Annotated in this window: 17 protein-coding genes and 1 pseudogene; 8 read left to right on the top strand and 10 right to left on the bottom strand. The window is 52.3% G+C overall.

Annotated elements, in window-relative coordinates; all coding sequences use genetic code 11:
- Positions 1 to 3 precede the first annotated feature (3 nt).
- From secF to VB712_RS19380, 3 genes are read right to left on the bottom strand one after another with little or no spacing between them, the layout of a single operon-like run.
- The gene (gene secF / locus VB712_RS19390; protein ID WP_323257805.1) at positions 4 to 966 is read right to left on the bottom strand and encodes a protein translocase subunit SecF; all 963 of its coding nucleotides are present in this window, start codon (positions 964 to 966) and stop codon (positions 4 to 6) included.
- Positions 967 to 980: 14 nt separating this feature from the next.
- A complete protein-coding gene (gene secD / locus VB712_RS19385) occupies positions 981 to 2,399 on the bottom strand; it encodes a protein translocase subunit SecD (RefSeq protein ID WP_323257803.1) in 1,419 nt (472 codons plus the stop codon).
- Between the two features lie 9 nt (positions 2,400 to 2,408).
- Positions 2,409 to 3,398 (bottom strand): alpha-ketoacid dehydrogenase subunit beta, encoded by a 990-nt coding sequence (locus VB712_RS19380; protein WP_323257801.1) that lies wholly within the window; start codon positions 3,396 to 3,398, stop codon positions 2,409 to 2,411.
- A gap of 170 nt (positions 3,399 to 3,568) precedes the next feature.
- On the opposite strand from VB712_RS19380, the gene VB712_RS19375 reads away from it, so the two are divergent.
- From VB712_RS19375 to rnc, 4 genes are all read left to right on the top strand, one after another.
- On the top strand, positions 3,569 to 5,005 hold the full coding sequence (locus VB712_RS19375) for a circularly permuted type 2 ATP-grasp protein (protein WP_323257799.1): 1,437 nt from the start codon (positions 3,569 to 3,571) through the stop codon (positions 5,003 to 5,005).
- A gap of 123 nt (positions 5,006 to 5,128) precedes the next feature.
- A complete protein-coding gene (locus VB712_RS19370) occupies positions 5,129 to 5,722 on the top strand; it encodes a Panacea domain-containing protein (RefSeq protein WP_323257796.1) in 594 nt (197 codons plus the stop codon).
- Positions 5,694 to 6,077: a hypothetical protein gene (locus VB712_RS19365; protein ID WP_323257794.1), complete on the top strand. Its 384-nt coding sequence runs from the start codon at positions 5,694 to 5,696 to the stop codon at positions 6,075 to 6,077. The genes VB712_RS19370 and VB712_RS19365 overlap by 29 nt, the downstream gene beginning before the upstream one ends.
- A gap of 159 nt (positions 6,078 to 6,236) precedes the next feature.
- Entirely contained in the window at positions 6,237 to 7,382 is a 1,146-nt protein-coding gene (rnc, locus tag VB712_RS19360) for a ribonuclease III (protein ID WP_323257792.1), read from the top strand.
- 271 nt (positions 7,383 to 7,653) lie between these two features.
- Here rnc and VB712_RS19355 read toward each other — a convergent pair whose 3' ends face one another.
- From VB712_RS19355 to VB712_RS19330, 6 genes and pseudogenes are all read right to left on the bottom strand, one after another.
- Complete coding sequence (locus VB712_RS19355; protein ID WP_323257790.1) at positions 7,654 to 8,595, bottom strand: phosphoribulokinase; 942 nt, start codon at positions 8,593 to 8,595, stop codon at positions 7,654 to 7,656.
- Between the two features lie 162 nt (positions 8,596 to 8,757).
- Positions 8,758 to 9,717 carry a malate dehydrogenase gene (gene mdh, locus VB712_RS19350; RefSeq protein WP_323257788.1) on the bottom strand — a complete coding sequence of 320 codons (960 nt, stop codon included), beginning with the start codon at positions 9,715 to 9,717 and terminating at the stop codon, positions 8,758 to 8,760.
- A 1-nt stretch (position 9,718) separates the two neighbouring features.
- Positions 9,719 to 9,937: an NAD(P)H-quinone oxidoreductase subunit O gene (locus VB712_RS19345; RefSeq protein ID WP_323257786.1), complete on the bottom strand. Its 219-nt coding sequence runs from the start codon at positions 9,935 to 9,937 to the stop codon at positions 9,719 to 9,721.
- Between the two features lie 124 nt (positions 9,938 to 10,061).
- A complete protein-coding gene (locus tag VB712_RS19340; RefSeq protein WP_323257784.1) occupies positions 10,062 to 11,057 on the bottom strand; it encodes a pentapeptide repeat-containing protein in 996 nt (331 codons plus the stop codon).
- A 4-nt stretch (positions 11,058 to 11,061) separates the two neighbouring features.
- Entirely contained in the window at positions 11,062 to 12,318 is a 1,257-nt protein-coding gene (locus tag VB712_RS19335) for a hypothetical protein (protein WP_323257782.1), read from the bottom strand.
- Positions 12,319 to 12,357: 39 nt separating this feature from the next.
- Positions 12,358 to 12,504: pseudogene (locus VB712_RS19330) on the bottom strand (peroxiredoxin); the annotation flags it as partial.
- Between the two features lie 144 nt (positions 12,505 to 12,648).
- On the opposite strand from VB712_RS19330, the gene treZ reads away from it, so the two are divergent.
- Both treZ and treY read left to right on the top strand, forming a co-directional pair.
- Positions 12,649 to 14,451, top strand: coding sequence for a malto-oligosyltrehalose trehalohydrolase (treZ, locus tag VB712_RS19325; RefSeq protein WP_323257778.1), 1,803 nt, complete (start codon positions 12,649 to 12,651; stop codon positions 14,449 to 14,451).
- 113 nt (positions 14,452 to 14,564) lie between these two features.
- Positions 14,565 to 17,438, top strand: a complete 2,874-nt coding sequence (gene treY, locus VB712_RS19320; protein WP_416236405.1) for a malto-oligosyltrehalose synthase — start codon at positions 14,565 to 14,567, stop codon at positions 17,436 to 17,438.
- Positions 17,439 to 17,552: 114 nt separating this feature from the next.
- Here treY and VB712_RS19315 read toward each other — a convergent pair whose 3' ends face one another.
- Positions 17,553 to 19,616, bottom strand: coding sequence for a hypothetical protein (locus tag VB712_RS19315; protein ID WP_323257774.1), 2,064 nt, complete (start codon positions 19,614 to 19,616; stop codon positions 17,553 to 17,555).
- Between the two features lie 155 nt (positions 19,617 to 19,771).
- Here VB712_RS19315 and VB712_RS19310 point away from each other — a divergent pair, with 155 nt between their 5' ends.
- A complete protein-coding gene (locus VB712_RS19310) occupies positions 19,772 to 22,366 on the top strand; it encodes a glycoside hydrolase family 10 protein (RefSeq protein ID WP_323257772.1) in 2,595 nt (864 codons plus the stop codon).
- A gap of 223 nt (positions 22,367 to 22,589) precedes the next feature.
- Positions 22,590 to 24,801: penicillin-binding protein 1A (locus VB712_RS19305; RefSeq protein WP_323257770.1), on the top strand; the 2,212-nt coding region annotated here is incomplete at its 3' end.

Raw genomic sequence — 24,801 nt, 5'->3', positions numbered from 1 at the left:
CGTTTAGGTTTCATCGGAAAAGTTAGCCGCAGAGGCCGCCAGAGGAACCGTTTTTTCCTGTCGTTTGCGCCACCAAGCCAGCATCGTACTGGCAATAAAAATACTGGAATAAACCCCAGCGAGAAAACCAATAATCAAGGCAAGGGCGAAATCTCGCAGCGTATCCCCGCCAAAAAAGAAGATCCCCAACAGCGGCAAAATCGTGGTCAGACTGGTATTAATCGAACGGGTGAGGGTTTGATTCACCGCATCATCGACGACGGTATCAATGGAGGTTCCAGGTTCACTGGCTTCCAATGTTTCCCGAATGCGGTCATAAATTACCACGGTGTCATTGACGGAAAACCCGATGATCGTCAGAAGCGCAACGAGGAAAAGACTATCAATTTCTGTGCCTACCGTTAATCCCAGCAGGGCAAAGGCCCCAGCGGTAATGATCACATCATGCACTAACGCCACGATCGCAAAAACGGCATAGTCAAAGCGAAAGCGAAAACTGAGGTAGACGACAATGCCGAAAAATGAGGCAAGGAGGGCTTGCACCCCGGCGGTGAGTAATTCCTCGCCAATGGTGGGGCCTACGGTGTCAATTTGTACTGTGGCGGGGTCAAAATCGCCAATTTCAGCACTGAGGCGTTCGGTGAGTTGGGTACGCTCCTCCACGGTTAAGGTTTTGGTGCGGACGGAAAGGGTGTAGTCTTCCACCACTTGGATAGAACTGCCTTCTAACCCTAGGGGGGTGAGAATGTTACGCACATTGGCGGGGCTGATGGCTTCGGTGCAGGTTTCGGTGGCGGCACATTCCAGACTCAGTTGTAGCCTTGTCCCCCCGACAAAATCGAGGCCGGGACGAATGGGAGCGCCCAGTTGTTGAAAGGAAACGGCCATGGCGATGAGACTGAGGGCGATCGCCCCCAAGGAAATCCCCCACCAGAGCCGTTCTTGCTGGATAATATTCAATCGCATTGCTTTATCTCGCATTATTCAGGGTTAACGGCCACAGGGGGCAAATTGGGGCAGAACAGTTCCGGCCGTTGCCGTACCCCCGGAACCCCCAAAACGACGAGGAGGAGCAGCGTCCGGCTACAGGTTAAGGCGGTGAACATACTCACCCCCACACCGATGGCCAATGTCAGGGCAAATCCCTTCACTAACCCTGATCCCAACCAGAATAAGGCCCCACAGGCGATTAATGTGGTGACGTTACTATCAAGAATGCTGGAGAAGGCGCGATAAAAACCCGATTCTACGGAACGATAAAGGGTTTTCCCTGCTCGTAATTCCTCCCGCGTCCGCTCAAAAATCAGCACATTGGCATCCACTGCCATGCCGATACTGAGGATAAACCCGGCAATTCCTGGTAGCGTTAGTGTCACGCCCACCAAGGTATAGCAGGCGAGGGTGAGGATGGCATAAATGACCAGGGCAACATCGGCTAAGGCTCCGGGCAAACGGTAATAGACCACCATGAACACCAACACCAAGACAAGGCCGGAAATCCCTGCGATCAAGCTGCGGTTGACGCTATCTCGCCCCAAGGTTGCGCCCACGGTGCGGTTTTCCACGAGTTCCACCGGGAAGGGTAAGGCCCCACCCCGCAGTTGAATCGCGAGGTTTGTGGCTCCCTCTAGGTCAAAGCTACCACTTACTGAGGCTCGGCCCCCGGTGATTCCGGTGGTTCCATATTGGGCATCAACGCGGGGGGCGCTGATTAAGATGTTATCAAGGAAAATCCCCAAGCCCCGACCTGTACCCGCTACAGAACGGGTGAGTTCGGCAAAAAGTTGGCCGCCGGTTTCATCAAAGGCCAGTTCTACCTGCCATTGCTCGCCGCTGGTGCTTAAGGGGGCGGCGACGGCGTTGGTGAGGTATTTGCCGGTGAGTTCGCTTTTTTCAAAAAGATCGACGACAGCGAGTTGAGCATCGCGGAGTTTTTGCTGGGCGGCGGCTAACTGTTCGGGGGTGTGGGCGGGATCATTGGCAACATCTTCGAGTTCGACGCGGGCGATCGCCTCCAGTTGGGATTCAATCTGTAACTGGGCCTCACTCCCCGGTTTTTGGGCGCGGAATTCCAATTGCGCCGTCTCCCCTAGTACCTGTTCGGCCTGCTCCGGATCTGTCACCCCTGGCAATTGCACAACAATTTTATCGGGGTTGACGGTTTGGATCAGGGGTTCAGACACCCCCAAACCATTGACCCGGTTCTCAATCACCTGCTTGGCATCGGCCAAGTTTTCTGGGGTAATCGTCGTGACTTCTTCCGTCGGCATGACCTGGAGCGTCAGCCGCGCCCCGCCTTTGAGGTCAAGACCTTGATTGAGGGGTAGGACAATCAAGAGGGCGATCGCCGCCAACACCAAGCCCATAATTGTGGCAAAGGTGAGACTATGTTTTTGCATAATTTAAACCTAAACCTGGGCTGTCATCATTTTTTGCACCGCTGCAACAATTTGCGGCGGTTGGATAATCGTCAAATGCTCCAGCATCCCGTTATAGGGGGTGGGGATATCCTGGGAGGACATCCGCAACACGGGCGCGTCCAGTTCATCAAACAATTCTTCCGTGATCAACGCACTTAATTCAGCGGCAACCCCCCCAGTTTTCATACATTCTTCAACGATGATCACCTTATGGGTTTTGCGCACCGAGGCGGCGATCGCCTCCATATCAAAGGGCTTCAGAGAAATTAAATCAATAATTTCAGGATCATAACCGAGGCCCTCTTTTTCGATCAGCTTCATCGCCTGGGTGCAATGGTGGCGCATCCTCGAATAGGTGAGAATCGTCACATCTTGACCCGGCCGCACCACTTCCGCCTGATCCAGGGGGCAAATATAATCATGATCCGGCAGGTTTTCCTTGAGGTTATAGAGCAGAACGTGCTCAAAAAACAGCACCGGATTATCATCCCGAATCGCCGCCTTGAGCAACCCCTTCGCATTATAGGGCGTAGAGCAGGCGACAATTTTCAACCCCGGTACAGCATGGAAATAAGCCTCTAACCGTTGGGAATGTTCCGCCCCCAGTTGTCGCCCCACCCCCCCAGGGCCACGAATCACCACCGGAATCTTAAAGTTGCCCCCGGAGGTATAGCGGAGCATCCCGGCATTGTTGGCAATTTGGTTAAAGGCCAGGAGTAAAAACCCCATATTCATCCCTTCGATGATGGGCCGCAGACCGGTCATCGCTGCCCCCACAGCCATCCCCGTAAAGCTATTTTCAGCGATGGGAGTATCTAAGACCCGCAATTCACCGTATTTCTCATAGAGGCCCTTCGTCACCTTATAGGAGCCACCGTATTGGCCCACATCTTCCCCCAGAACCATTACGGTTTGGTCCCGTGCCATTTCCTCATCGGTGGCTTCCCGCAGCGCGTTAAAAAATAATGTTTCGGCCATGCCCTAACCTTCACTTACCTCGATAGCAGATGTAATCCTATCATTTTATGGCGGGGGTAGCCCTTTCCGATGGCTCCGCCAATTCACCCAACCGTAACCTGCGCTACAAAACCCCTACCCCCTTTCCCCAAAGCTAGACTAAAAAATACCCCTTTTGCCCCCGTAGCGCGATGGAAAACTACAATCCCCAAGCCGAGAGCTTTTACGATGAACTGTTTGAGGCAATGGGCAAGCCCCGCCCCAGTGCTGCGCCGCTGATCGACTGGATGAGCCATCTCAGTCCCGCTGAGTTGCAGCAATATCAGAAAACAGCGCAAGTGGCCCTGTTTAAACTAGGGGTGACGTTCAATGTCTACAGCGACAATCAAGGGGTAGAGCGGGTGTTTCCCTTTGATATTCTGCCCCGGATCATTGCGGCTCAGGATTGGGATTGGTTAGCCAAGGGCTTAAAACAACGGATTCAAGCCTTAAATTTGTTTATTGCTGATATTTATGGCCCTCAGCAGATTTTGGCGGATGGCAAAATTCCCCGCGAAATCATCGCCTCTGCCCCCGGTTTTCTCCCCCCCTGCCAAGGGTTGAAGCCGCCCCAAAACGTTTGGTGTCATATTACGGGGACGGATCTGGTGCGCGATCACACCGGAGAATGGTACGTCCTCGAAGACAATCTTCGGGTTCCCTCCGGGGTCTCCTATGTCTTAGAAAATCGCCGGGTGATGAAAAGCACATTCCCGAATATTTTCCAAACCATGGCCGTTCAACCTGTGGATGATTACCCCAGCCAATTACTGGAAACGCTCCTGAATCTCGCCCCGCCCCAATTACCGAATCCGACAGTGGCGGTACTCACCCCCGGCATTTTCAACTCTGCCTACTACGAGCATTCCTTCCTCGCCCAACAGATGGGAGTGGAGTTGGTGGAAGGTCGGGATCTCATCGTCGTCGATGGTTATCTGCAAATGCGCACCACCAAAGGGTTACGCCGTGTAGATGTCCTCTACCGTCGTCTCGATGATGCCTTTTTAGACCCCCAAGTTTTCCGGACCGATTCCCTCTTAGGTGTACCAGGGTTAATGGCAGTATACCGAGCCGGGCGCGTGGCCTTGGCCAATGCACCAGGAACCGGGGTAGCCGATGACAAAGTGGTGTATGCCTATGTGCCAGAGATGATCCGCTATTACCTAGCAGAGGAGCCAATTTTAGCCAGTGTCCCCACCTATCTCTGTTGGCGAGATAGCGATCGGCAGTATGTATTAGACCATTTGGATCAGTTAGTCGTGAAAGCAGCCAATGAAGCAGGGGGCTATGGGATGTTGGTAGGAACCCAAGCCACACCGCAGGAGCGGGCAGAATTTGCGGACAAAATCCGCGCCAATCCTCGCAACTATATTGCCCAACCCACCCTCTGTTTATCCCGCGTGCCAACATTAATCGAGGATCAGATCGAAGGTCGTCATGTAGATTTACGGCCCTACATTCTCCATCGAGGCGACGAAATCCACGTCCACCCCGGTGGTTTAACGCGGGTTGCCCTCCGCAAGGGTTCCCTCGTGGTGAATTCTTCCCAAGGTGGCGGCAGCAAAGACACCTGGGTCTTAACGGAGTGATCCCGCCTCGCTAAACGTAGGGGCGTTGGCGTAAGCCTGCCGGAGGCACAAAAATCTTTCGCCCTCACCCCTGGGTTAAAATAGAGGAGGTGGTTCAAATCACAACCCCTAGGAGGCAACGCGATGTCTAATTGTTTAGATTTTGCTCAATTCTTCATTATTAAAGCCTATGAAGATGGGCAAGAAGAGCAAATGACGAATATGAAACTGCAAAAGCTTTTGTATTATGCCCAAAGCTTGCATCTTGCTTTGTTTGATGAATGTTTATTTGAAGAAGAAATTCAAGCTTGGCGATATGGGCCGGTTTGCCCAGCAGCTTATCATTTCTATTCAGAGTTTGAAGCTAAACAGCTACCTATCCCAAAACAAGATCGTCTTGCTAAGATTCCCGATGCTTGTCAAGATTTACTAGAAGAAGTTTGGGATTACTTTGGTCAACACCATGCTTATTATTTAAGTGGCATGACCCATGTTGAGTTTCCTTGGAAAAAAGCACGCAAAGGTCTTCCTGCTCAGGCACGCTCTACAGAGCCTATTGCCATTGAAGACATGAAGTTACTGGGTCATCAAAAATTGGACGAGATTGAACGCAATCATCCTGATTATCAAAGATATCTTGCTCACCTTCTTGATCAAGCTTTTGAGCAACCAACGAATCCCCCCAAATACATGAAAAAGGAAGATGTCAATGCCTGGATCACCTCAATTCTCTCTTGAGCAGACAAATGAATTTGCAAGAACACTTAAAAAATTAGTTAAAAGCAAAGCCTATGATAAAAATTTCAATGTTATTATTAGTGAAGTTATTTGGGGATTATTAAATAATCCTTATCCAAGTAATTCCAGAGATGAACCATTACCGAGAGGAACTAGGATTTCTAAGCAATGGACATTTCATAAGCTTACGATCAAGATAGGAAAAGGAGCTTCAGGACAGGTTCGCCTAATTTATTTAGTTAATGAAATTGACCGTATTGTTAAACCATTATGGATTTACAATCATGAGCAATTTAAAAAGCGCCCTCCGGATAAAGAACTCAGAAAAAATATTGAAGATTCATTTGAAGAGTGAGATTTTGTATAAATGTACTCATCACTGAAGTGATTGTCGAACAATCCTAGCGCTGATTCGGTTTTCCCCACAGCCCCTTTACGGGATTCACTCCTGAGATCCTGCGTAGTACAGAAAAGACGCAATGTAGTGATCATACAGAACTATGGGGTAAAAACCATGACGATGTATCGGGAAATGATTGATCAAGACTTACTCGATCTACGGGATGAACTCTATCATCTGGTCATTAACAAAATTGATCCTGAATCACTTGATGAAATTCGTCGTAAAAATAAATTGAGCCAAGACCAAGACATTTGTTTTTTGCTGACAGCCATTGAGCAATATTGGCATGACTTCAAAGAAATCATTGACGAAAAAGATCAAACAGAAGCCAAGCTCTTGCTTTCCCAAATACGGCACATTCGGAATCGCCATGCCCATCAAGATGATTTTGACCTGCGGGATACCTTTCGGGCGTTGGATAAAATAGAACGCTTAACACATATTTTGCGTCTAAAAATTCGCACCAAACTAGAAGAGCAATGCACAGAACTTTTCAAACAAATTGCTCAAAGTCTCAACGAGCCTATCCAGGAGCCAGTACCAGACAATCAAGGATTAACAGAAGCCTATGCACCATTGCTCAAAGAGCTTCCGTTTAGAAATGTGAAGATGCTAGATTTAGCTTTGACCCATGCCAGTTACTTCTATGAAAATCCTCATCAAGTGGATGATGATAATGAACGCCTAGAATTTTTGGGTGATACCGTGATCGGTTTAATCATTGCCCATTACTTTTACCAAAAAAATCCCCGTCACCGTGAAGCACAACTGACCCAAGCGAAAATCAGTGTTGAGAATAATCTAAATTTAGCACGGTTTGCTAAAATATTGAACCTCGAAAAATTTGTTAAGGTGGGACATGGCAACAATCCTGCTAATGAAAAAATTCTCGCTGATACATTTGAAGCGGTGTTAGGAGCCTATTTCATCGATTCTGGTTTAGAGGCTGTGACAAAATTCATGGCTCCATTCATTGAATCGATGGCTGATCTTTCAGCACCGTTAGATTCTCGTCAAAATAGTATGGCTCAGGGTTCAAACTATAAGCAAAAATTGCAACATTGGACACAAACCAAACAAAAATCTTTGCCAAACTATGAGGTGGTTAAATCGGGATTGCCCCATAGCCCAATCTTCATAGCAACTGTTATGGTTGGGAATAAACAGTATGGGAAAGCACAGGGCAAAACTAAAAAACAGGCTGAACAGCAGGCGGCCTTTGATGCTTGTAAGCGGCTTGGTTTAAATCAGGATTAGAGGAGGAGAAAATTGGAAAAATGTCTGAATTAAGATTGTGCGTCAGCCGTTAATCTGAAATTCGGTTGTAAAATTGATGGTCATGGGGGCGAAAAATTTTTCGCCCCTACTTCATGATCTGATCCAGTCAGTCGTTATGCTACTCTTCTACATCCTGGGTTAATCGCTCTGACGCACCCTACAATTGCGATCGCTGGCAAAAGAAAGAGACTAAAGTGAGCAGGACGAATTGAGCTAACTTTAGTCTAGATTGCGGGGAAATATGAATCGGTTAGACGTTGACGCGCAAAGCTTTGAGCATATGGTAAGTAATTAAGAGTTGTGTTAACGCCAGGGGATAACTTTGGAGAATTTCCCCCGTTGTGCCGACTAATTTACCAATGTCTTCATTGCCTTCTAAGCTGCAAAACTGCCCCAAATAGGGTACATCTGCACAGAGTAAACGCTCCAATTCATGGACTTGATCCACTGTGGCATGGCCGTCAATTTCCAAGACATCCACCGGTTTACCCATATCCCGATCCAATTCGAGGCGGATGGCATCCCCTAAATGATTGCCTTGGGAATTGAGAATTTCCGTAAAATCCGGGTGGGGAATCGTCGGCCGCAACACTAAACGCACATTTAACAACAGATCATCAACATTGGAACCATCGGTGGGGGGATAAAAAGAAACCACCACATCAGCCCATTTCCGTTGGGGACGAATATAGGCCTCGGAATCCGGTTCTCGTTTTTCCAGTTGATCGAGGACGGCGGCTTCGGTGTAGCCCCGTTTGCGGGTGTCCCGTTTGATTTTCCAGGTTTTGCGCAGATCTTCCGGAGGGGCAAGATAGACCTTGACATCGTAACTCGTACACATCGTCCGGGTGGAATAGCCTAAAAGGCCCTCGACAATCACAAATTTACGGGGTTCGATATATTCCGGAGGATCAAACATCCCGGTATCGTGGTTGTAGATCGGTTTGAGGATCGCTTGGCCGGTACGCAACAGGCCGAGGTGCTGTTGAATAATATCGAGATAGTTGCAATCGGGGGCTAATGCAGAGATGCCTAGTTCTGCCCGTTGTTTGCGATCGTAGCGGTGGTAATCATCGGTGCAAATGATGGTGACGTTATCTTCGCCGAGGATTTGGGCAATCCCACGGGTGAGGGTGGTTTTACCGGCGGCACTGTCGCCAACAATGCCGAGGATAATGGGGCGTTCACTCATGGGTTTTAACTCCGGGTGTTTGAGGGCAAAGGTTAGCCTTCACTTTATCAAGTTGCGTCCCTTTGGGTTAAAAAATGATTAAGTTTGCTCAAATTTCCCTAGGCTCAACTTTTTTTCCCAGGGAGAGCGGGACTGTTGAACGATAGGGTCGGGTTCTTGGCGTTAGAGGGTGGTGATGGGTGCGCTGTGGCCGATCGCCTCTTCGACCATCGATCGCACGAATCGCGCCGAAGCTTGCAATGCCCCTAACTCCGTTTCATTTAACGCTAATTCCAATACCTTCTCCACGCCGCCGCCATTAATCCGGCAGGGAACTCCCATAAAGAGATCATGGATGCCATATTCCCCCTGGAGGTAGGCCGCTGCTGGCAGTTGGCGGGTGCGGCCCTGTACCATGGCTCGCACCATGAGCGTGATGGCGGCGGCGGGGGCATAGAAGGCGCTGCCGGTTTGATAGAGTTTGACCAGTTCTGCGCCTGCGTTGCGGGTGTGATCGACGAGGGGGGCAATTTGTTCAGGGGTGAGCAAATCCGTGAGGGGTACGCCTTCAACGGTGCAATAGCGGGGCAAGGGGAGCATTAAATCGCCATGGCCCCCTAAGACCATGGTTTGCACATCTGCCACCGCTACCCCCAAAGCTTGGGCGATAAAATATTGCAACCTTGCGGAATCGAGTACGCCTGCCATGCCGATCACCCGCTGGGGGGGCAATCCTGTCACCTGCCAGGCGATATAGGTCATCACATCCAGGGGGTTGGTGACGATTAATAACACTGCATCGGGGGAATGGGCGATCGCCTCCCGGGCCGCCTTCGCGACAATTTGCGTATTACTGGCGAGGAGATCGCCCCGACTCATCCCCGGTCGGCGGGGAAAGCCTGCGGTGATCACCACCAGATCGGCTCCGGCGGTATCGGCATAATCATTGGTTCCGGTGAGGGTGTAGGCATGGTTTTCTAGGCCTTGGGCCTGCATGAGGTCAAGGGCGATCGCCTGAGGCAACCCCGCCACCACATCCAACAACACCACATCAGCAATATGCTGCTCCACCAACCGCTGGGCTAAGGTGCTGCCCACCCGGCCCGCACCAATCACCGCTACCCTTGGGGTTTGAGGGGGCATCTTAATCCGCCGCCTCTAATTGATCCAGGCGCAACCACATCGCAGGGGTCGGCACATAAAACTTCACAAAGGCATAATCTCCGTCAATTTCCACCACTTCCCCCTTACTTTCAAACAAATAAGCCGGAAGCCGGGCATCACTGGCGGTAATCTCCACACTATTCGCTAAAGCTTCCCGCACCGCCCGCACCAGGGAACCGCGTTTAATTTTACTGGCCATAAAGTTTAAAACTGCTTCATTCCTAGAAGTTACGCCCCTTCATTCTCCCACAGAATTCGAGGATCGAGAGAAGACCGGCGCAGGGGCGAAAAATTTTTCGCCCCGACAATGGATCAAGGGCAAATCAATCCCGGTACTCGCTGCCATCGGGCATCGTTGCCCCCCGCCATTCCACCCAGGTGAGGATCGCCGTGCTCAATTCCGCCCGGACTAAATTGGCATTGGTTAAATTCACCCCCGTCATATCGGTGCGGGCGCAGTAGGTTTCAATCATTTCTGCTTCGGTGAGGTTGGCATTTTTGAGGTTGGCGCGGCTGAGATCGGCGCGGTTGAGACGCACGCCGCTTAAATTAGCGCCCACCAATTGGGTTTTAGCCATCCGGGCATCAATGAGCAACGCCCCCGCGAGATCTGCCTTCGTGAGATCCGCTTCCGTCATCAGCACCCGCTCCATTTTTGCCCCAGTGAGAATGGCTTCGGCAAAGTTAACGCCGCTTAAATTTGCTTCGGAGAGGAACGCGCCGCTCAAATCCGCCCCACTCAAATCTGCCCCACTTAGATCGGCATTGCGAAAATTCACCTCCCGCAAATTGGCCCCGCTCATATTGGCCTTGGGTAAATCGGCACCCTTCAGGTTTGCCCCCTGGAGATCGACATTGCAGAGAATTGCCCCTGTCAAGCTGGAGCTATAGGTGCGTTTTTCTTCCCGGAGGTTTGCGCCCCGTAGACAGGCCCCAGTAAGGTTTGCGCCGCTGAGGTTGGTTCCCCGCAAATCCGCTTCAATGAGATTGGCATCTAACAACGTGGCGAGGGTGATGTTGGCACTGCGCAGATCCGCCCCCTGGAGGCTTGCGCCATGGAGGTCGGCGTTGTGGAGGTTGGCTCCGGTGAGCAGGGCTTGATTGAGGTTGGCCCCGCTGAGTTTGGCCCCGCTCAGATTTGCTTTAGCCAGTTTGGCGCGACTGAGGTAGGCAAACATGAGGCTGGCGCTGTGGAGGTCGGCTCGGGTGAGGTTAATACCAATCAGATCGGCCCCTGCGAGATTAAACCCCCCTAAAGGAGCGGCCACAAATTCCGTTTCACCAGCGGCGTAGCGATCGCACAGTTGTTGAGCATTCATAGGTTCACTTAAAACTGGGGAGATAATAGGGTTTCATGGCTTTGGCGATCGCCTCTGCCGCTTGGATACTTTCAGCCGGAGCTTCCAATTCCGCCGCCGTTGTGGTGAGTTGTTCCACCAGTTGATCCCAGGTGGAATATTCCTCGTGGAGCAACCGTAACAGATCATCAAAGGGTTGGGTGCGGAGGCTTGACCACTCATGGCTATCGGTGGCAAAGTTGTGGTTCAAAATCGAAAAAGCCAGGATTTTCGCCCGCAGCGGATTGGCATATTTCATCACCGCTAACCGAACTCCGTAACGGTCATAGTCGGGCAATTTCACCGCTGGAGACTGTAACTGCGGCGGGGGTTTGGCGGGGGTAAAGTTCGTACTGGTTTTGAGATCGTATTCTGTGGTGGTAGGGGTGTCGGATTTGAGAAAATCCAGGGAGGGGAATTCCGACAAATCCGGCGGCGAAATAACCGTTTGCAAATAGACTTCCGTTTCTAAGGATTGGAGCGTCGTGGCGGCAGGGGTTTGCTCAATCACCATCACGATGGGCGGCAGTTCATCCCCTAGGTTGGGATCAGGGGAGAAAACGGCATGGTACAGGGGGTTAATGATTTCTAAAATGGTGGCGGCGATCGCCTCATATTCCCGACGACGGCTCAGGTTGCCCACCACTTGCTCTAGGGCTTGCTGGAAATCATCACGGGTCGGATATTCCCGGTGTAAATCACTCATTAAGGTTGCTAGATCCAAATGCAGAAGCGTTTGCGGATCGTTTTCCCAACGATTTTCCCGTAAACACCAGAGCAGTTTACGAATGCGTAGATTTTGATCCGTGGCGTTGAGGGTTTGGGCAATGGTCAGGAGCGTGGGGGTATCAGGGTTATCGGGATCGAGGTGGGGAGGAGTGGGGGCGAAGAATTGGGTTTGCTCTGGGAGAAATTGGGTCTGGTCTGGCAAGAATTGGGTATCTTCCGCCGCTTCCTCGCCATAAACGGGGGTGAGTTGATCGAGAATCATCTGAGCCAGGCGGGAATATTCGCCCTGACGATTGAGTTGCTTCACCACCCCAAAGATGGCATCCCCCAAGGCTTCTGGGTTGGGATAGCGATAATAGAGGTCTTGAAGCAGTTGGGGCCAGGGTTGTGCTTCTAAGCGGGTGCGATCGCTCTCCCATCGTTGGGTACAGGCACAAAAAACCAGCTTACGCAGGCGTAAGGCATTATCATGCTTGGCAAAAGCTTGGGCGATCGCCCCGAGAGAAGTCTGCACCGACATCTGGACACCCACATTAAAACCACATCCCCAAAATTATACTCCCGTCCCAGAGCCTTGTAATTGATCTAAACGCGCAAGCACTTCACGGCTATGGATGGCGGGACGTACCCCAAAAAAGATTTCTTGCCAAATGCCATCGGGATCGATGAGATAGGTATGGTGTAGAGACATCATCCCCAATCATCCGCCGCTGCCGTACCACTCCGGGCCAAGCACCTTGATGGAGCGATTTTCCCAATCTCAGAAAATAGAGTATTATTGTTCTTATCGAGAATGTGGCACAATCGCTGGTAACTCAGCAAATGCAAAATTTGGGGATTGATCATGACTATCGGTAGTTGGTATCAAGGCGCAAACCGTTGTTGCTTTCGGGTTTGGGGCCCCCAGTGCGATCGCCTCGCGGTGCATCTCCTAGAACCAGAAGATCGCCTCATTTCCCTCACCCCCACGGAGCAGGGCTACTGGGAAACCACCGTTGAGAACGTCCCTCCCGGCACAAAGTACGTTTATCAACTCAATGGCGACCTAGAGCGGCCCGACCCCGCCGCCCATGCCCAGCCCGACGGCGTACACGGCCCCTCCCAAGTGGTCGATCAGGCTTGGGCTTGGCAGGATCAAGCTTGGCAAAACTATCCCTTAGGGGAATACATTATCTATGAACTTCATGTCGGCACATTCACCCCCGAAGGCACATTTACAGCGATCATTCCTCGGTTGAGTGATCTGAAAGCATTGGGGATCAATGTCATTGAACTGATGCCCGTGGCGGCATTCCCCGGTACGCGCAACTGGGGCTATGATGGCGTTTATCTCTACGGTGTCCAGGCTTCCTACGGTTCCCCCCAAGCTTTAAAAGCATTGGTGGCGGCCTGTCATCGGGAGGGGATCGCCGTGATTATGGATGTGGTCTATAACCATTTTGGCCCGGAGGGAAATTATCTCTGGCCCTATGGCCCCTATTTCACCGGCCAATATCGTACCCCTTGGGGGGATGCAGTGAACTATGACCAAGCCCACAGCAACGAGGTACGGCAATTCTTTATCCAAAACGCCCTATATTGGCTGGAAACCTACCATATAGATGCCCTGCGCCTCGATGCCATCCATGCCATCTATGATTTTAGTGCGCGGCCCTTTTTGCAGGAATTGGGGCAAGCGGTAGCGGCATTGAGCGAGGGGAGCTATCCCCGTTATTTGATTGCGGAAAGTGATTTAAATGATGTGCGGGTGTTGCGATCGCCCGACCTCGGCGGCTTTGGCCACCAGAGCCAATGGTGCGATGATTTCCACCATGCCCTCCATACCTTGCTCACGGGGGAATCCTCCGGGTACTATCAAGATTTTGGCTCCGTCGCTGACCTGGCCACCAGCTACCGCCAAGGCTACGTTTACACCGGGCAATATTCCCCCCACCGTCGCCGCAACCATGGCAATACCCCCACAGGATGCAGCGGGGAAAATTTTGTCGTCTGTAGCCAGAACCATGATCAAATTGGCAATCGTTTAGGGGGCGATCGCCTCACCCAAACCCTCAATTTTGAACAGTTAAAACTAGCAGCCGCCGCCACGCTCCTTTCCCCCTTTGTGCCGATGCTGTTCATGGGAGAGGAATATGGCGAAACCCGGCCCTTTCAGTATTTCGTCAGCCATAGCGATCCGGCCTTAATTGCTGGGGTGCGCCAAGGCCGCCGGGAAGAATTTAAAGCCTTTGGTTGGCCCGAAGATCAAATTCCCGACCCCCAAGGCGAGGAGGTGTTTCAAGATTCGATCCTCAGTTGGGATTGGACAGATCCCCACCAGGGGGCGCTGCGATCGCTCTACCAAACCCTGATCCAACTGCGCCGCCATTGGCCCCCCCTGCTGGATTTGCAACTCGCGACCGTGACCGTCACCCCCTTGGAAACAGAAAAAACGCTGATCGTCCAACGGCCAGGACTCTGGTTCGCCCTCAACTTCAGCCCCAACCCCGTCACCATCCCCACCCCCGCCGGAACTTGGGAGCAAAAATTGGATACGGCTTCCCCCCAATGGCAGGGCCCCGGCTCTGAAGCCCCCGACCATAGCAGTGAAGGTACAGCAGTGGCGATTTCCCCCCATACTGCCGTTCTCTATGGCCAAATTGATTAACTTTTCATGTCTGCAAACCCTGGCATTTCCGGATAACCGCCCTCCCCATTTCCCGAATTGCTGTTACCCTGCCAGTAATTGTTATCAAAAATTACTAAACTTTCACCATCATGATGCACCTACCCCTTTCCACCTATCGCATTCAATTCAATCCCCAATTTACATTTAAACAAGCCAAAGCCCTTGCTCCCTATCTAGCGGATTTGGGGATCAATTATCTCTATGCCTCCCCCATTTTCAAAGCCCGCACCGGCAGCACTCACGGCTACGATGTCGCCGACCCCACCCAAATCAATCTAGAATTAGGGGGGAAAGAGCAGTTTGATGAACTGACTATTAAATTACAAGAATTAAATATCAAATGGCTTCAGGATATTGTCCCCAATCACATGGCCTTTAGTAGCCAAAACAAAATGTTAATGGATGTTTTGGAAAATGGCAGTGATTCCCAATACAAAGACTATTTTGATATTGCTTGGGATCATCCCTATCAGGGCATTAAAGGCAAGGTTTTGGCTCCATTTTTGGGCAAATTTTATGGCGATTGCCTGGAAAGTGGTGAGTTGCAATTACAGTATAATGAACAGGGTTTTAGCGTTAATTATTATGATTTAAAATTCCCGATTCGCATTGAATCCTATACGAATGTTTTAGCCTATAACCTGGGACAGTTACGGCAAAAATTGGGGCGTAAGCATCCGGATTTTGTCAAGTTTTTAGGTGTGCTTTATGGTTTGAAATATATTCCTTCTGGGGAAGAAGGGGGCGAGCGGGATGATCAAATTGCCTTTATTAAAAGTATGCTCTGGGAACTTTGGACAGAAAACGCAGAGATTCATCAGTTTATTGAAAACAACATCCAGTTTTTCAATGGTGTGGTGGGGAACCCAGAAAGTTTTAATGATTTAGAGGATTTACTGGCGGAGCAGTTTTTTCGCTTGGCGTTTTGGAAGGTGGGCAATGAAGAATTAAATTATCGTCGTTTCTTTACGGTGAATGATCTCATTTCTTTGCGCATTGAAGATTGGAATGTGTTTGAAAATACCCATCAGTTAATTTTTGATCTGATTGAAGCAGGGCAAATACACGGCCTCCGCATTGATCACATTGATGGTTTGTTTGACCCTGCTACTTACCTCTTTCGTCTCCGGGAACGGGCAACCCATACCTATCTAACCATTGAAAAAATTCTCGAAACCGAGGAGGAACTGCCCTTAAGTTGGCCGATTCAAGGTACAACGGGCTATGATTTTCTCAATTTTGTCAATGGCCTCTTTTGTCATCAAAGCCATGAGGCAGCCCTAACGGAAATTTATGAGCGTTTTATTGGCCAGTCGATCCAGTGCGATCGCCTCATTGATGAGAAAAAACGCCTGATTATCAGCAAGCACCTAGCGGGGGATATTGATAACCTGGCCCATTTCCTCAAACAGGTCTCCACCCGCTACCGCTACGCCAGTGATTTTACGCTCTATGGTTTAAAATCGGCGTTGGTGGAGGTGATGGCCCTATTCCCGGTCTATCGCACCTATATTAATAACGATGAAGTCAGCGGGAGCGATCGCCACCATTTAGAGCAGGTTCTCGCCCAAGCCAAGGAAAATATTCCGGTGTTTCTCAATGAACTCACGTTTATTGAAAAATTCCTCCTGTTGGATTTTGATGATTACCTCAGTGATGAGGATCAACAACAATGGTTGCATTTTGTGATGCGGTTGCAGCAGTTCACGGGCCCGCTGATGGCGAAGGGTGTAGAAGATACGGTGCTGTATATTTATAATCGCCTCATTTCTCTCAATGAGGTGGGATCCAACCCGACTAAGTTTGGGGTTTCTTTAGAGGAATTTCACCACCACAACCAGCGCAAATGTGCGAATTGGCCCCACACGATGAATGCAACGGCTACCCATGATACGAAACGGGGGGAAGATGTCCGCGCCCGGATTAATGTCCTTTCGGAAATGCCCCAGGAATGGGAAAAACAATTACAACAGTGGCGATCGCTCAATGCCGCCCAAAAGGATTGCCTCCCTGAAACTGGATTAGATGTGCCGGATCCCAATGATGAATATTTTCTCTATCAAACCCTGATCGGTACGTTTCCCTTTACAAATCCTTTCACCGATCCCGATTATCCCCAATTTATCCAACGCATTCAGGACTACATCATTAAAGCGATTCGAGAAGCGAAGGTATACACCGCTTGGTTAAAACCCGATAGTGGCTATGAGGCGGGATTTACCCGATTTGCGGAGCGGATTCTCAAGGCGGATGCCAAGAATGAATTTTTAACCGAGTTTTGCCAGTTTCAAGCCAAAATTCAACATTATGGTATTTTTAATTCCCTTTCTCAGGTGTTGCTGAAAATGACTACGCCGGGGGTTCCGGATCTGTATCAGGGGACGGAGCTTTGGGATCTGAGTTTGGTGGATCCGGATAATCGGCGGCCCGTGGATTTTAAGCTGCGAGCCAAGCTATTAAAAGGGATTAAAAAGGCTTGGGAAAAAGATCCTTTAGATCTCCTCGCTCATTTGCTGGCAAAACCTGAAGATGGCCGGATCAAGCTATTTTTACTCTATCAACTGTTGCAGACCCGCCGGGATTTTAGCGAGGTGTTTCAACGGGGAGATTATCAAAAGCTGACGGTGATCGGGAGTTTGCAGGATCATGTGGTGGCTTTTGCACGGACTTGGGGGGATCATACGGCGATCGCCATTGCCCCCCGCTTTTTCACCACGATTGTTTCAGAAACCGAGGCTCCCTTAGGGGATCAGGTTTGGCATGAAACCCGCCTCTGTTTACCCCCCGGCTCCCCCACCCATTGGCAGGATCGCATCACGGGTCAACAACTTCTCAGTGCTGATACGATTTTCCTGCGGGATAGCCTCCGCCATTTCCCGGTAGCCCTGTTGGTGAATCAAGCCGATGATGTCAATTCTGAGACGGCGGTGGTGAGCAGTAGCCACAGCCAAAAACCGAAGGGTTAACTTCAACTTTTTGCACTGCCCAACCACGGGGAATAATGCCTTAAAGCTGGGCCTCACCGTACCCTAAAACTCCCATCTCCCACCTTTGGGAAAGGGAGAGGCGGTGAGGCTTATTTATTCGGGAATAGCGGGGAGCGGTTCGGTGCTCAAGGCTGCTTCCCAGGTGGCAATTTGGGCTTGGGCTGCGTCGTAACTGGCACTATCGGCGGGGATGGAGCGGGCGATCGCGATCGCCTCACTGAGGCTACTACTGGCCCGCTGGCGAGCTAGGTTTAACAGTTGGGCGCTCCATTGATTGATATTTTGGCGGGCTGCCCCAAATTGGGGGCTGTTGCGGGCAATTTGTTGAGCTTGGGCGATGGCCCGTTGGAGGGCTTCCGGTGTACCGGCTTGGGCCTGCTGTTGGGCCTGTTCGAGGAGGCTCGGGCCGCTGGCACTGGGGGGATTATTCGTCGGGGTGGGGGATTGTTGCTGTTGCCATTCGCGAATCCGGCGCTGGGCTTCGCTGTAGAGGCGATTATTGCGGGGAATTTCTTGGAGGAGGGCGATCGCCTCCCCATAGCGGCCCTGTTGTGCCAAGGCATTGGCGCGATCGAGTTGAGGCTGAGTTTCCTGGGCTTCGAGTTCCCGTTGCCAGCCTTGGATCTGCCGTTGGGCTTGGCTAGAAAGGCCGCCATTGTTAATTTGTTGGGCTTGGCGGATCGCCGCCTCCAGGTTGCCCGCATCAGCAAGGCGGTTGGCTTCATCGAGTTTCGGCTGATCCGCGAGGATGTCCCGTTGGCGCGACCAATCCCGGATCAGGTTTTGGGCTTGGACATAGCGGGGGGTATTGGGTTGAATCGTGCGGGCTTGGGCGATGGCGGCATCAAGGGCGCGGATCGAGCCTTCCCGCGCCAGGGCAATGGCAGCATCTAAACGCACCCCCCCTTCAATGGCCTGCCGCCAAAGGTTGATTAATTCCTGAGCTTCCCGGTAGAGGGGGCGGGTGGTAGTGATTTCCTGAGCGGTGGCGATCGCATCTTCATAGTTTACCTGTGTACCAAAGCTGGCCACCGTCGCCGCATCGGCCAAGGTGGTGAGATCGCGAATTTCCGCATTTAACCCCAAAGCAGCGGGGATCTGATTCACCACATCCATCGCCCCGGAAGCGTTGCCCTTGCGCAACCGCTCCATGGCTAGGGCGACCAATTTTTTCTTGGCTTCATTGATCAGGGTTTGGGCTTCTTTGTAGGCGGAACTGGTGGGGGGAATTTGCCGGGCGGCGGCGATCGCCTTCAGCAAGTTATCCAACCCCCCCCGCTCCAACTGCGCAAAACTTTCATCCAGTTGTTTACTCTCTTCCTGAGCAAGGGTCAGTTCGGCAAACAGTTCGTCATAACGCTTGGTGGCAAAATAGCGGTTATCCAATCGGGTTAACCGGGCAGCGGATTGAAACGCCTGTCCCCAAGCCCCTTCTGACCTCAAGGCCAGGGTTTCGGCGATAATCGTTTCCGCCTCATCCCACAGGGTTTGCCAGCGGGTAATCGTTTCATCAATTAACGTTGGGTTATCGAAATAGTGGCTAATTTGCCGGGCGAGGGCGATCGCCTCATTTAATTCCCCCTCCTGAAATTTGTTCTCCCCCAATAGCAATAAATCCTTCGCCCAAACCTCTAAATACCGTTCAATTTCTGGATAAAGGGGATGATTCGGCGGCAAACTTTGCACCAATCGCACCGCCTCCAATAAATCCTCCGCCGTCCCCTTACTGGCGGCCAATTGAGCACAGTAAAGGCGCATCGATGCGGAAGCTGTGGGCAGAAAAATCCCCGGACAGTTGGGGGCCGTGGGAAGCTTTAACAGCATTGCCGCCCCCATTAAACCCAAGCCACTGGTACTCAACACCAAAACCGTCACCGCGATCGGCCAACCCCACCGTTTGAGCAAATGGGGCGAGGGAGTGGGTTCAGGGGCCAAGGTTGGCTCTGGGGCAGGAGCATTCCGCAGGAGGGGTGCAGCTTCCGGTTGAACACGTTGGGGAGTCGGTGGCGCGGGGGGGGGTGATGGAGGGGGCGTAACCACCCTAGCCAAGGGCGGGCGCGGCCGAGAACCAATGATGTGAAAGCCGTCATTCAAACCTTGCCCCGGCTGATCCTGTGGGGAAAAAGATTGAGGGGAATAGTTTGGGTTGGACTTCATCAAAAAACTCCAGCGGAATCAATCCACAGTTTAGCCTTAGCTTGCAGAATGTGCATAATGTTAGCACGCTCTTTTAGAGAGTTTAGCCGAGTGGACAACGACTAAACTTTGAGTATTAATCTTGCTAGACTCCTGATAAATTTATCGTGATCGCTATGGTTCTGCGTTGGTTCTCTCCCCGCCGGTTGTGGTTGGCCGCCTTGGCTGGGCCGCTGCTCTGGCCCCAAGCCGGATTTGCTCAAGCTCTCTCGTTAGCAGTCGTACAAGATGAGGCTAACCAAACCCAATGGCCCGGGATTAGCCGTCGTCTTCAGGCCATGGATATTGCCTATTGCACGCTAAATCGGGAAACCTTCACGCCCCAAACTTTGCCGAACCCCGCCAATACGGTGCTGTTGTTGGTGAATATTCCCGCCTTGGATGTCACCCAAGCTCTGGCCCTAGAAACCTGGATCAATCGCGGTGGCCGGGTGATCGTTACGGGCAATACCGGCAGCCTCTCTCCGGAAGCAGTACAAACCCAACTCCAAAAGTTACTAGGGGCCACCTGGGGCTTTCCCCTCTCCACACCGGCAGCCTTGGCGGTGACGGGGGAGGTGGCGGTGAATCGGTTGCCCTTAAGTACGCCTTTGCAGGGGGGGAGCATCCTACCCACCCAGCCCGAAAGCCGTGTTCTCGCCCATTGGCAAACCCAACGCCCCACCCCTGCCATTGTTGCCACGGCGCATAGTGTTTTTCTGGGTTGGCGCTGGGGTAATGACCAAATTGCGGGGGTGAATACGGATGTGGCCTGGTTGCAAACCCTGCTGCAAGAGTATGGCAATCCGGCGCGGGCGGGGTTTAACAATGCCCGGCCCTGTAATGCTCCCGCTAGTCCCCCGTTAATTACCACATTGCGCCCGGAGCCGGAACCTGTCAGAACAGCGGCTCCGACGGCTCCCCCGGTACGGGTTCCCCCACAACCTCCAGCGGCTCATCCGATACCCCTGGAGAATGCGGCGGATGAAGCAAGGGCGATCGCCACTGCCCCCACGCCCTTGCGATCGCGCTATCGAGCGCTCACCGCCCTCCTCAATCGCTACGAAAGTGCGGTGATTGCCGCCGAAGCCCAGGCCATTCGTGAACCCTTTCAAGCCACCATTGAGCGCCTCCGTAGCCGTTCCCAACCCCCCACCCCTACCCCTGCCCTCCAAACCGCCCGCAACCACCTCAACGAGTTCTTAACACTGGTGGCCCGCCAAGCCTTTCCCGAGGCGGAAGCCCAATCTCGCCAACTCCAGGGCTATCTTTTCGATACCTATCCCACGGAGCAGGCGATCGCCTACCCCGAAACCCGCGCCATCTGGTTTGATCGCGGCACGATTGTCCGGGCTAAATCCCCAGAGGATCTCGCCCGCATCTTTAACCGCTTGGCGGAAGCGGGGATCAATACCGTCTTTTTTGAAACCGTCAATGCCAGTTACACGATCTATCCCAGTCGCGTTGCGCCGGAACAAAACCCCCTCACCCAAGGCTGGGATCCCTTAGAAGCCGCCGTCAAACTGGCCCATGAACGGGGCATGGAACTCCATGCTTGGGTGTGGTTATTTGCCGCTGCCAACCAGCGCCACAACGAAGTGATGGGCCAACCCCTGGATTATCTCGGCCCCGTCCTCAGCCGACATCCCGACTGGATCGCCAGCGATCGCCAGGGCAACCCCTACGAACCCGGCTCCGGCAAAGTCTTTTTTGACCCCGCCCACCCGGAGGTGCGCCGCTACCTCCTGAGTCTCATGGATGAAATCATCACCCGCTATCAGGTTGATGGCATTCACATCGACTATGTACGCTATCCCTTCCAAGATCCCAACCTCAATCAGGACTACGGTTTTGGTCTGGAATCCCGGCGGCAGTTTTCCCGACAGTATGGGGTAGATCCCCTCACGGTACGCCCCAGTGATCCCCTCTGGCCCCGCTGGACACAGTTTCGGATTGCGCAAATTAGTAGCTTTGTGGAGGAAGTCCACAACACCATCAAGCCCAAAGATCCCGATGTGCTGATTTCGGCGGCGGTGTTTCCGATGCCCACCCAAACGCGATTAGTGCGTTTACAACAAAATTGGGAGGCTTGGCTCCAGGCGGGCCATATTGATTTCCTCACGCCGATGACCTACGCCCGCGATACGGAGGAGTTCCAAACCCTCACCCAGCCGGTGCTGGGCCATGGGGTCAACAGTGGCACATTATTGATGCCGGGGATTCGTCTGCTGCAATTACCCACGGTGGTGGCCCTCGATCAATTGCAACTGTTGCGGGATGCCGCAACGGGGGGCTATGCCTTATTTGCCGCTGAAAACCTCAGCCTCAACCTCCAAACCACCCTCAATCAAATCCAGGGACGACGTACCGCCGACCATCCGGAACCTGTGGCCCATCGCCGCCCCTTCCAAACTGCCCATCTGCGCTATCAGGCATTGCAACGGGAATGGCAATATCTGCTCACCACAGGGGAGATTGACATTGAACCGGCGGCCTTAACGGATTGGGGTAACTATGGCGATCGCCTCGAAACCAGTTTGGCCAACCTCGCCAGCAATCCCTCCCCCCAAAATCTCCGTCAAGCCCAAACCGCCCTCCGCAGTTTACGAACCTATTTAAGTCGCCCCGAACGTCGGGGGATGACTTCCAACTATCGACAACGGGTGTGGGAAAATCACCTCATAGGTTTAGAGCAGTTATTACGCTATGGTGCTCAACAAAACTTCCGTTAAGGTTGCGCCCACCGCACGAAAAACCCCCCAGGTTCGGAATTGAGGACTTCAATGCTCTCCCTAAACAGTGCAAGAATTTCTAAACGCAAATACTTCGCCAAGAGAGTATTTACTGATGGGGCCTTGGTTTGACCCTTTCGGGCGACTTGACAACTTGGCAGCTTGAATCCGAACAGGTTAATCTAAAGGACGTGATGATTGGTGGCGTAGCTCAGGAGTTGGTGTGTCCAAGTTTATCCAAAAACCCCAAGAGAAACTGATTGCAAAACCGAGTGCAGCGGCAACCGATAAACCTGCGGCTGCGGCCCCGTCTCAGGAGAAGCAAAAAGGGAAATCAGGGCGACAGGTTTACAAGCGGGTTTGGTTTTGGGCGTTGATTGTGGCCATGGGGGGCGTGGGGGGCGGCTCTGCCTATGTTTACAAGCAATGGCAGGTGTTGGAATCCCAGCTTCCTGAAACCGTTGATGAGGTGATGACCTATACCCGTGAAGAAACGATGCGGGTGGTGGCGGTGGATGGCTCCGTGTTGCAGGAGATGGGCCCCATCAGCCATGAGGAGTTAGCCATTGATGAAATTCCGGAACCCCTGGTGCAAGCTTTTATTGCCAGCGAAGATCGGCGGTTTTTAAACCATGGCGGCGTTGATTATTGGGGGATTTTGCGGGCAAGTTGGGCTAATGTGCGGGCTGGGGAACTGGTGGAAGGGGGGAGTACGATTACCCAACAGTTGAGCCGGATTGTTTATCTCAATCAGGACAGGGAGGTCAATCGTAAACTTCGGGAGATGCGCATTGCTCAGAAAATTGAAAATCAATATACCAAGGAAGAAATTCTCGAACGCTATTTAAACCTCGTTTACCTTGGTTCTGGGGCCTATGGGGTAGCAGATGCGGCTTGGGTGTATTTTGGCAAGGATGTGGAAGATTTAACGGTGGCCGAAACCGCCACCTTAGCAGGGATTACCCCGGCTCCTAGTGCCTATTCCCCTTTGGAAAATCCCGAGGCGGCGAAAACCCAGCGCGATCGCGTTTTGCAGCAGCTTTACGATCAGGGCTTTATTGAACAGGGGGAATATGAGGGGGCGATCGCCTCGGAATTAACCCTCAACCCCCAAAAACCGAAACGCTTTAACCGCCAAGTTCCCTACTTCACCGACTACGTTCAAGACCAACTGCGCGATATCCTCTCCGATGCGCAAATTGCCGCCGGGGGGCTAACGGTGGAAACCTCCTTAGATCTCGAATGGCAGCAGGCCGCTGAAGCGGCGGTGGCCTTGGTAGCGGAGCGCTATGGTGAGAGCCAGGGCTTTCAACAGGCGGCATTGGTGGCCATTGACCCCCGCACTGGGGCCATTAAAGCCATGGTGGGGGGGAAAGACTACGACAATGAAGCGCAGAACGGTCAGTTTAACCGTGTCACCCAAGCGAAACGGCAACCGGGTTCCACGTTTAAATCCTTCGTCTATGCCACGGCGATCGCCGCCGGTTTCTCCCCCTACAAAACCTATAATGATGCCCCCTACGTCGTTGATGGCTACGAGCCGAAAAACTACGATGAGCGCTACCGGGGCAACATTTCCATGCTCAACGCCCTCACCCAATCGGTGAACGTTCCCGCCGTGCGGGCCTTGATCGAAGTGGGTTGGAACCCGGTGATTAAGGTGGCTAAAAAAATGGGCATCACCTCCCCCCTAGAGCCAACCTATTCCCTGGCTTTGGGCGTTTCCGAAGTGAGCTTATTGGAACTCACCAGCGCCTATGGCACCTTTGCCAACAAAGGGGAGCATTACCCCGTCCACGGTATCACCCGGATTTTAGACCGTAACGGTAAGGTGATTTATACCGTCAAATCTGAGGCCACGGAAGTAATCGACGCTGAATCAGCAGCAATCATGACTTGGATGCTCCAAAATGTCGTGGAGTCCGGCACCGGAACCAATGCTCAACTGGATCGCCCCGTGGCAGGCAAAACCGGCACTTCTGATGATTATCGTGATCTCTGGTTTGTGGGCTATATCCCCCAGGTGGTGGCGGGGGCTTGGTTGGGCAATGACGATAACACCTCCACAGAGGGAGCCAGCACCACGGCGGCTACCCTCTGGCAAATCTTCATGGAGGAGATTGTTAAAACAATTCCTGAAGCCGAATTTCCCGAACGGCCGGAAAAACTGACAGGTCGAGAACCCACCATTGAGCCAGAGCCGATTAAGCCGAAACAAAGTTATTATCGGCGCATCGAACCACTAGCCCCCCAACAGTCGGCTCCCGCTCCCCGTCGCCAGGCTCCTCGCTCTACCCCGGCTCCCCAAAGAGGATCGACGGCCCCCGCCCCCGCCCCCGCGCCTGCTCCCACGGCGGCCCCAGCCCCCGCACCGCGCCAAGCGCCCCAACCTGCACCCGCACCGCGCCAAGCGCCGCGCCAAGCACCCCGGCCCG

It is taken from the genome of Spirulina sp. CCNP1310, from assembly GCF_034932185.1.
In the GTDB taxonomy this organism is placed as follows: Bacteria; Cyanobacteriota; Cyanobacteriia; order Cyanobacteriales; family Spirulinaceae; genus Spirulina.
Note: the sequence above shows the minus strand (reverse complement) of the source record. Positions and strands in the feature narration are given on the sequence as shown.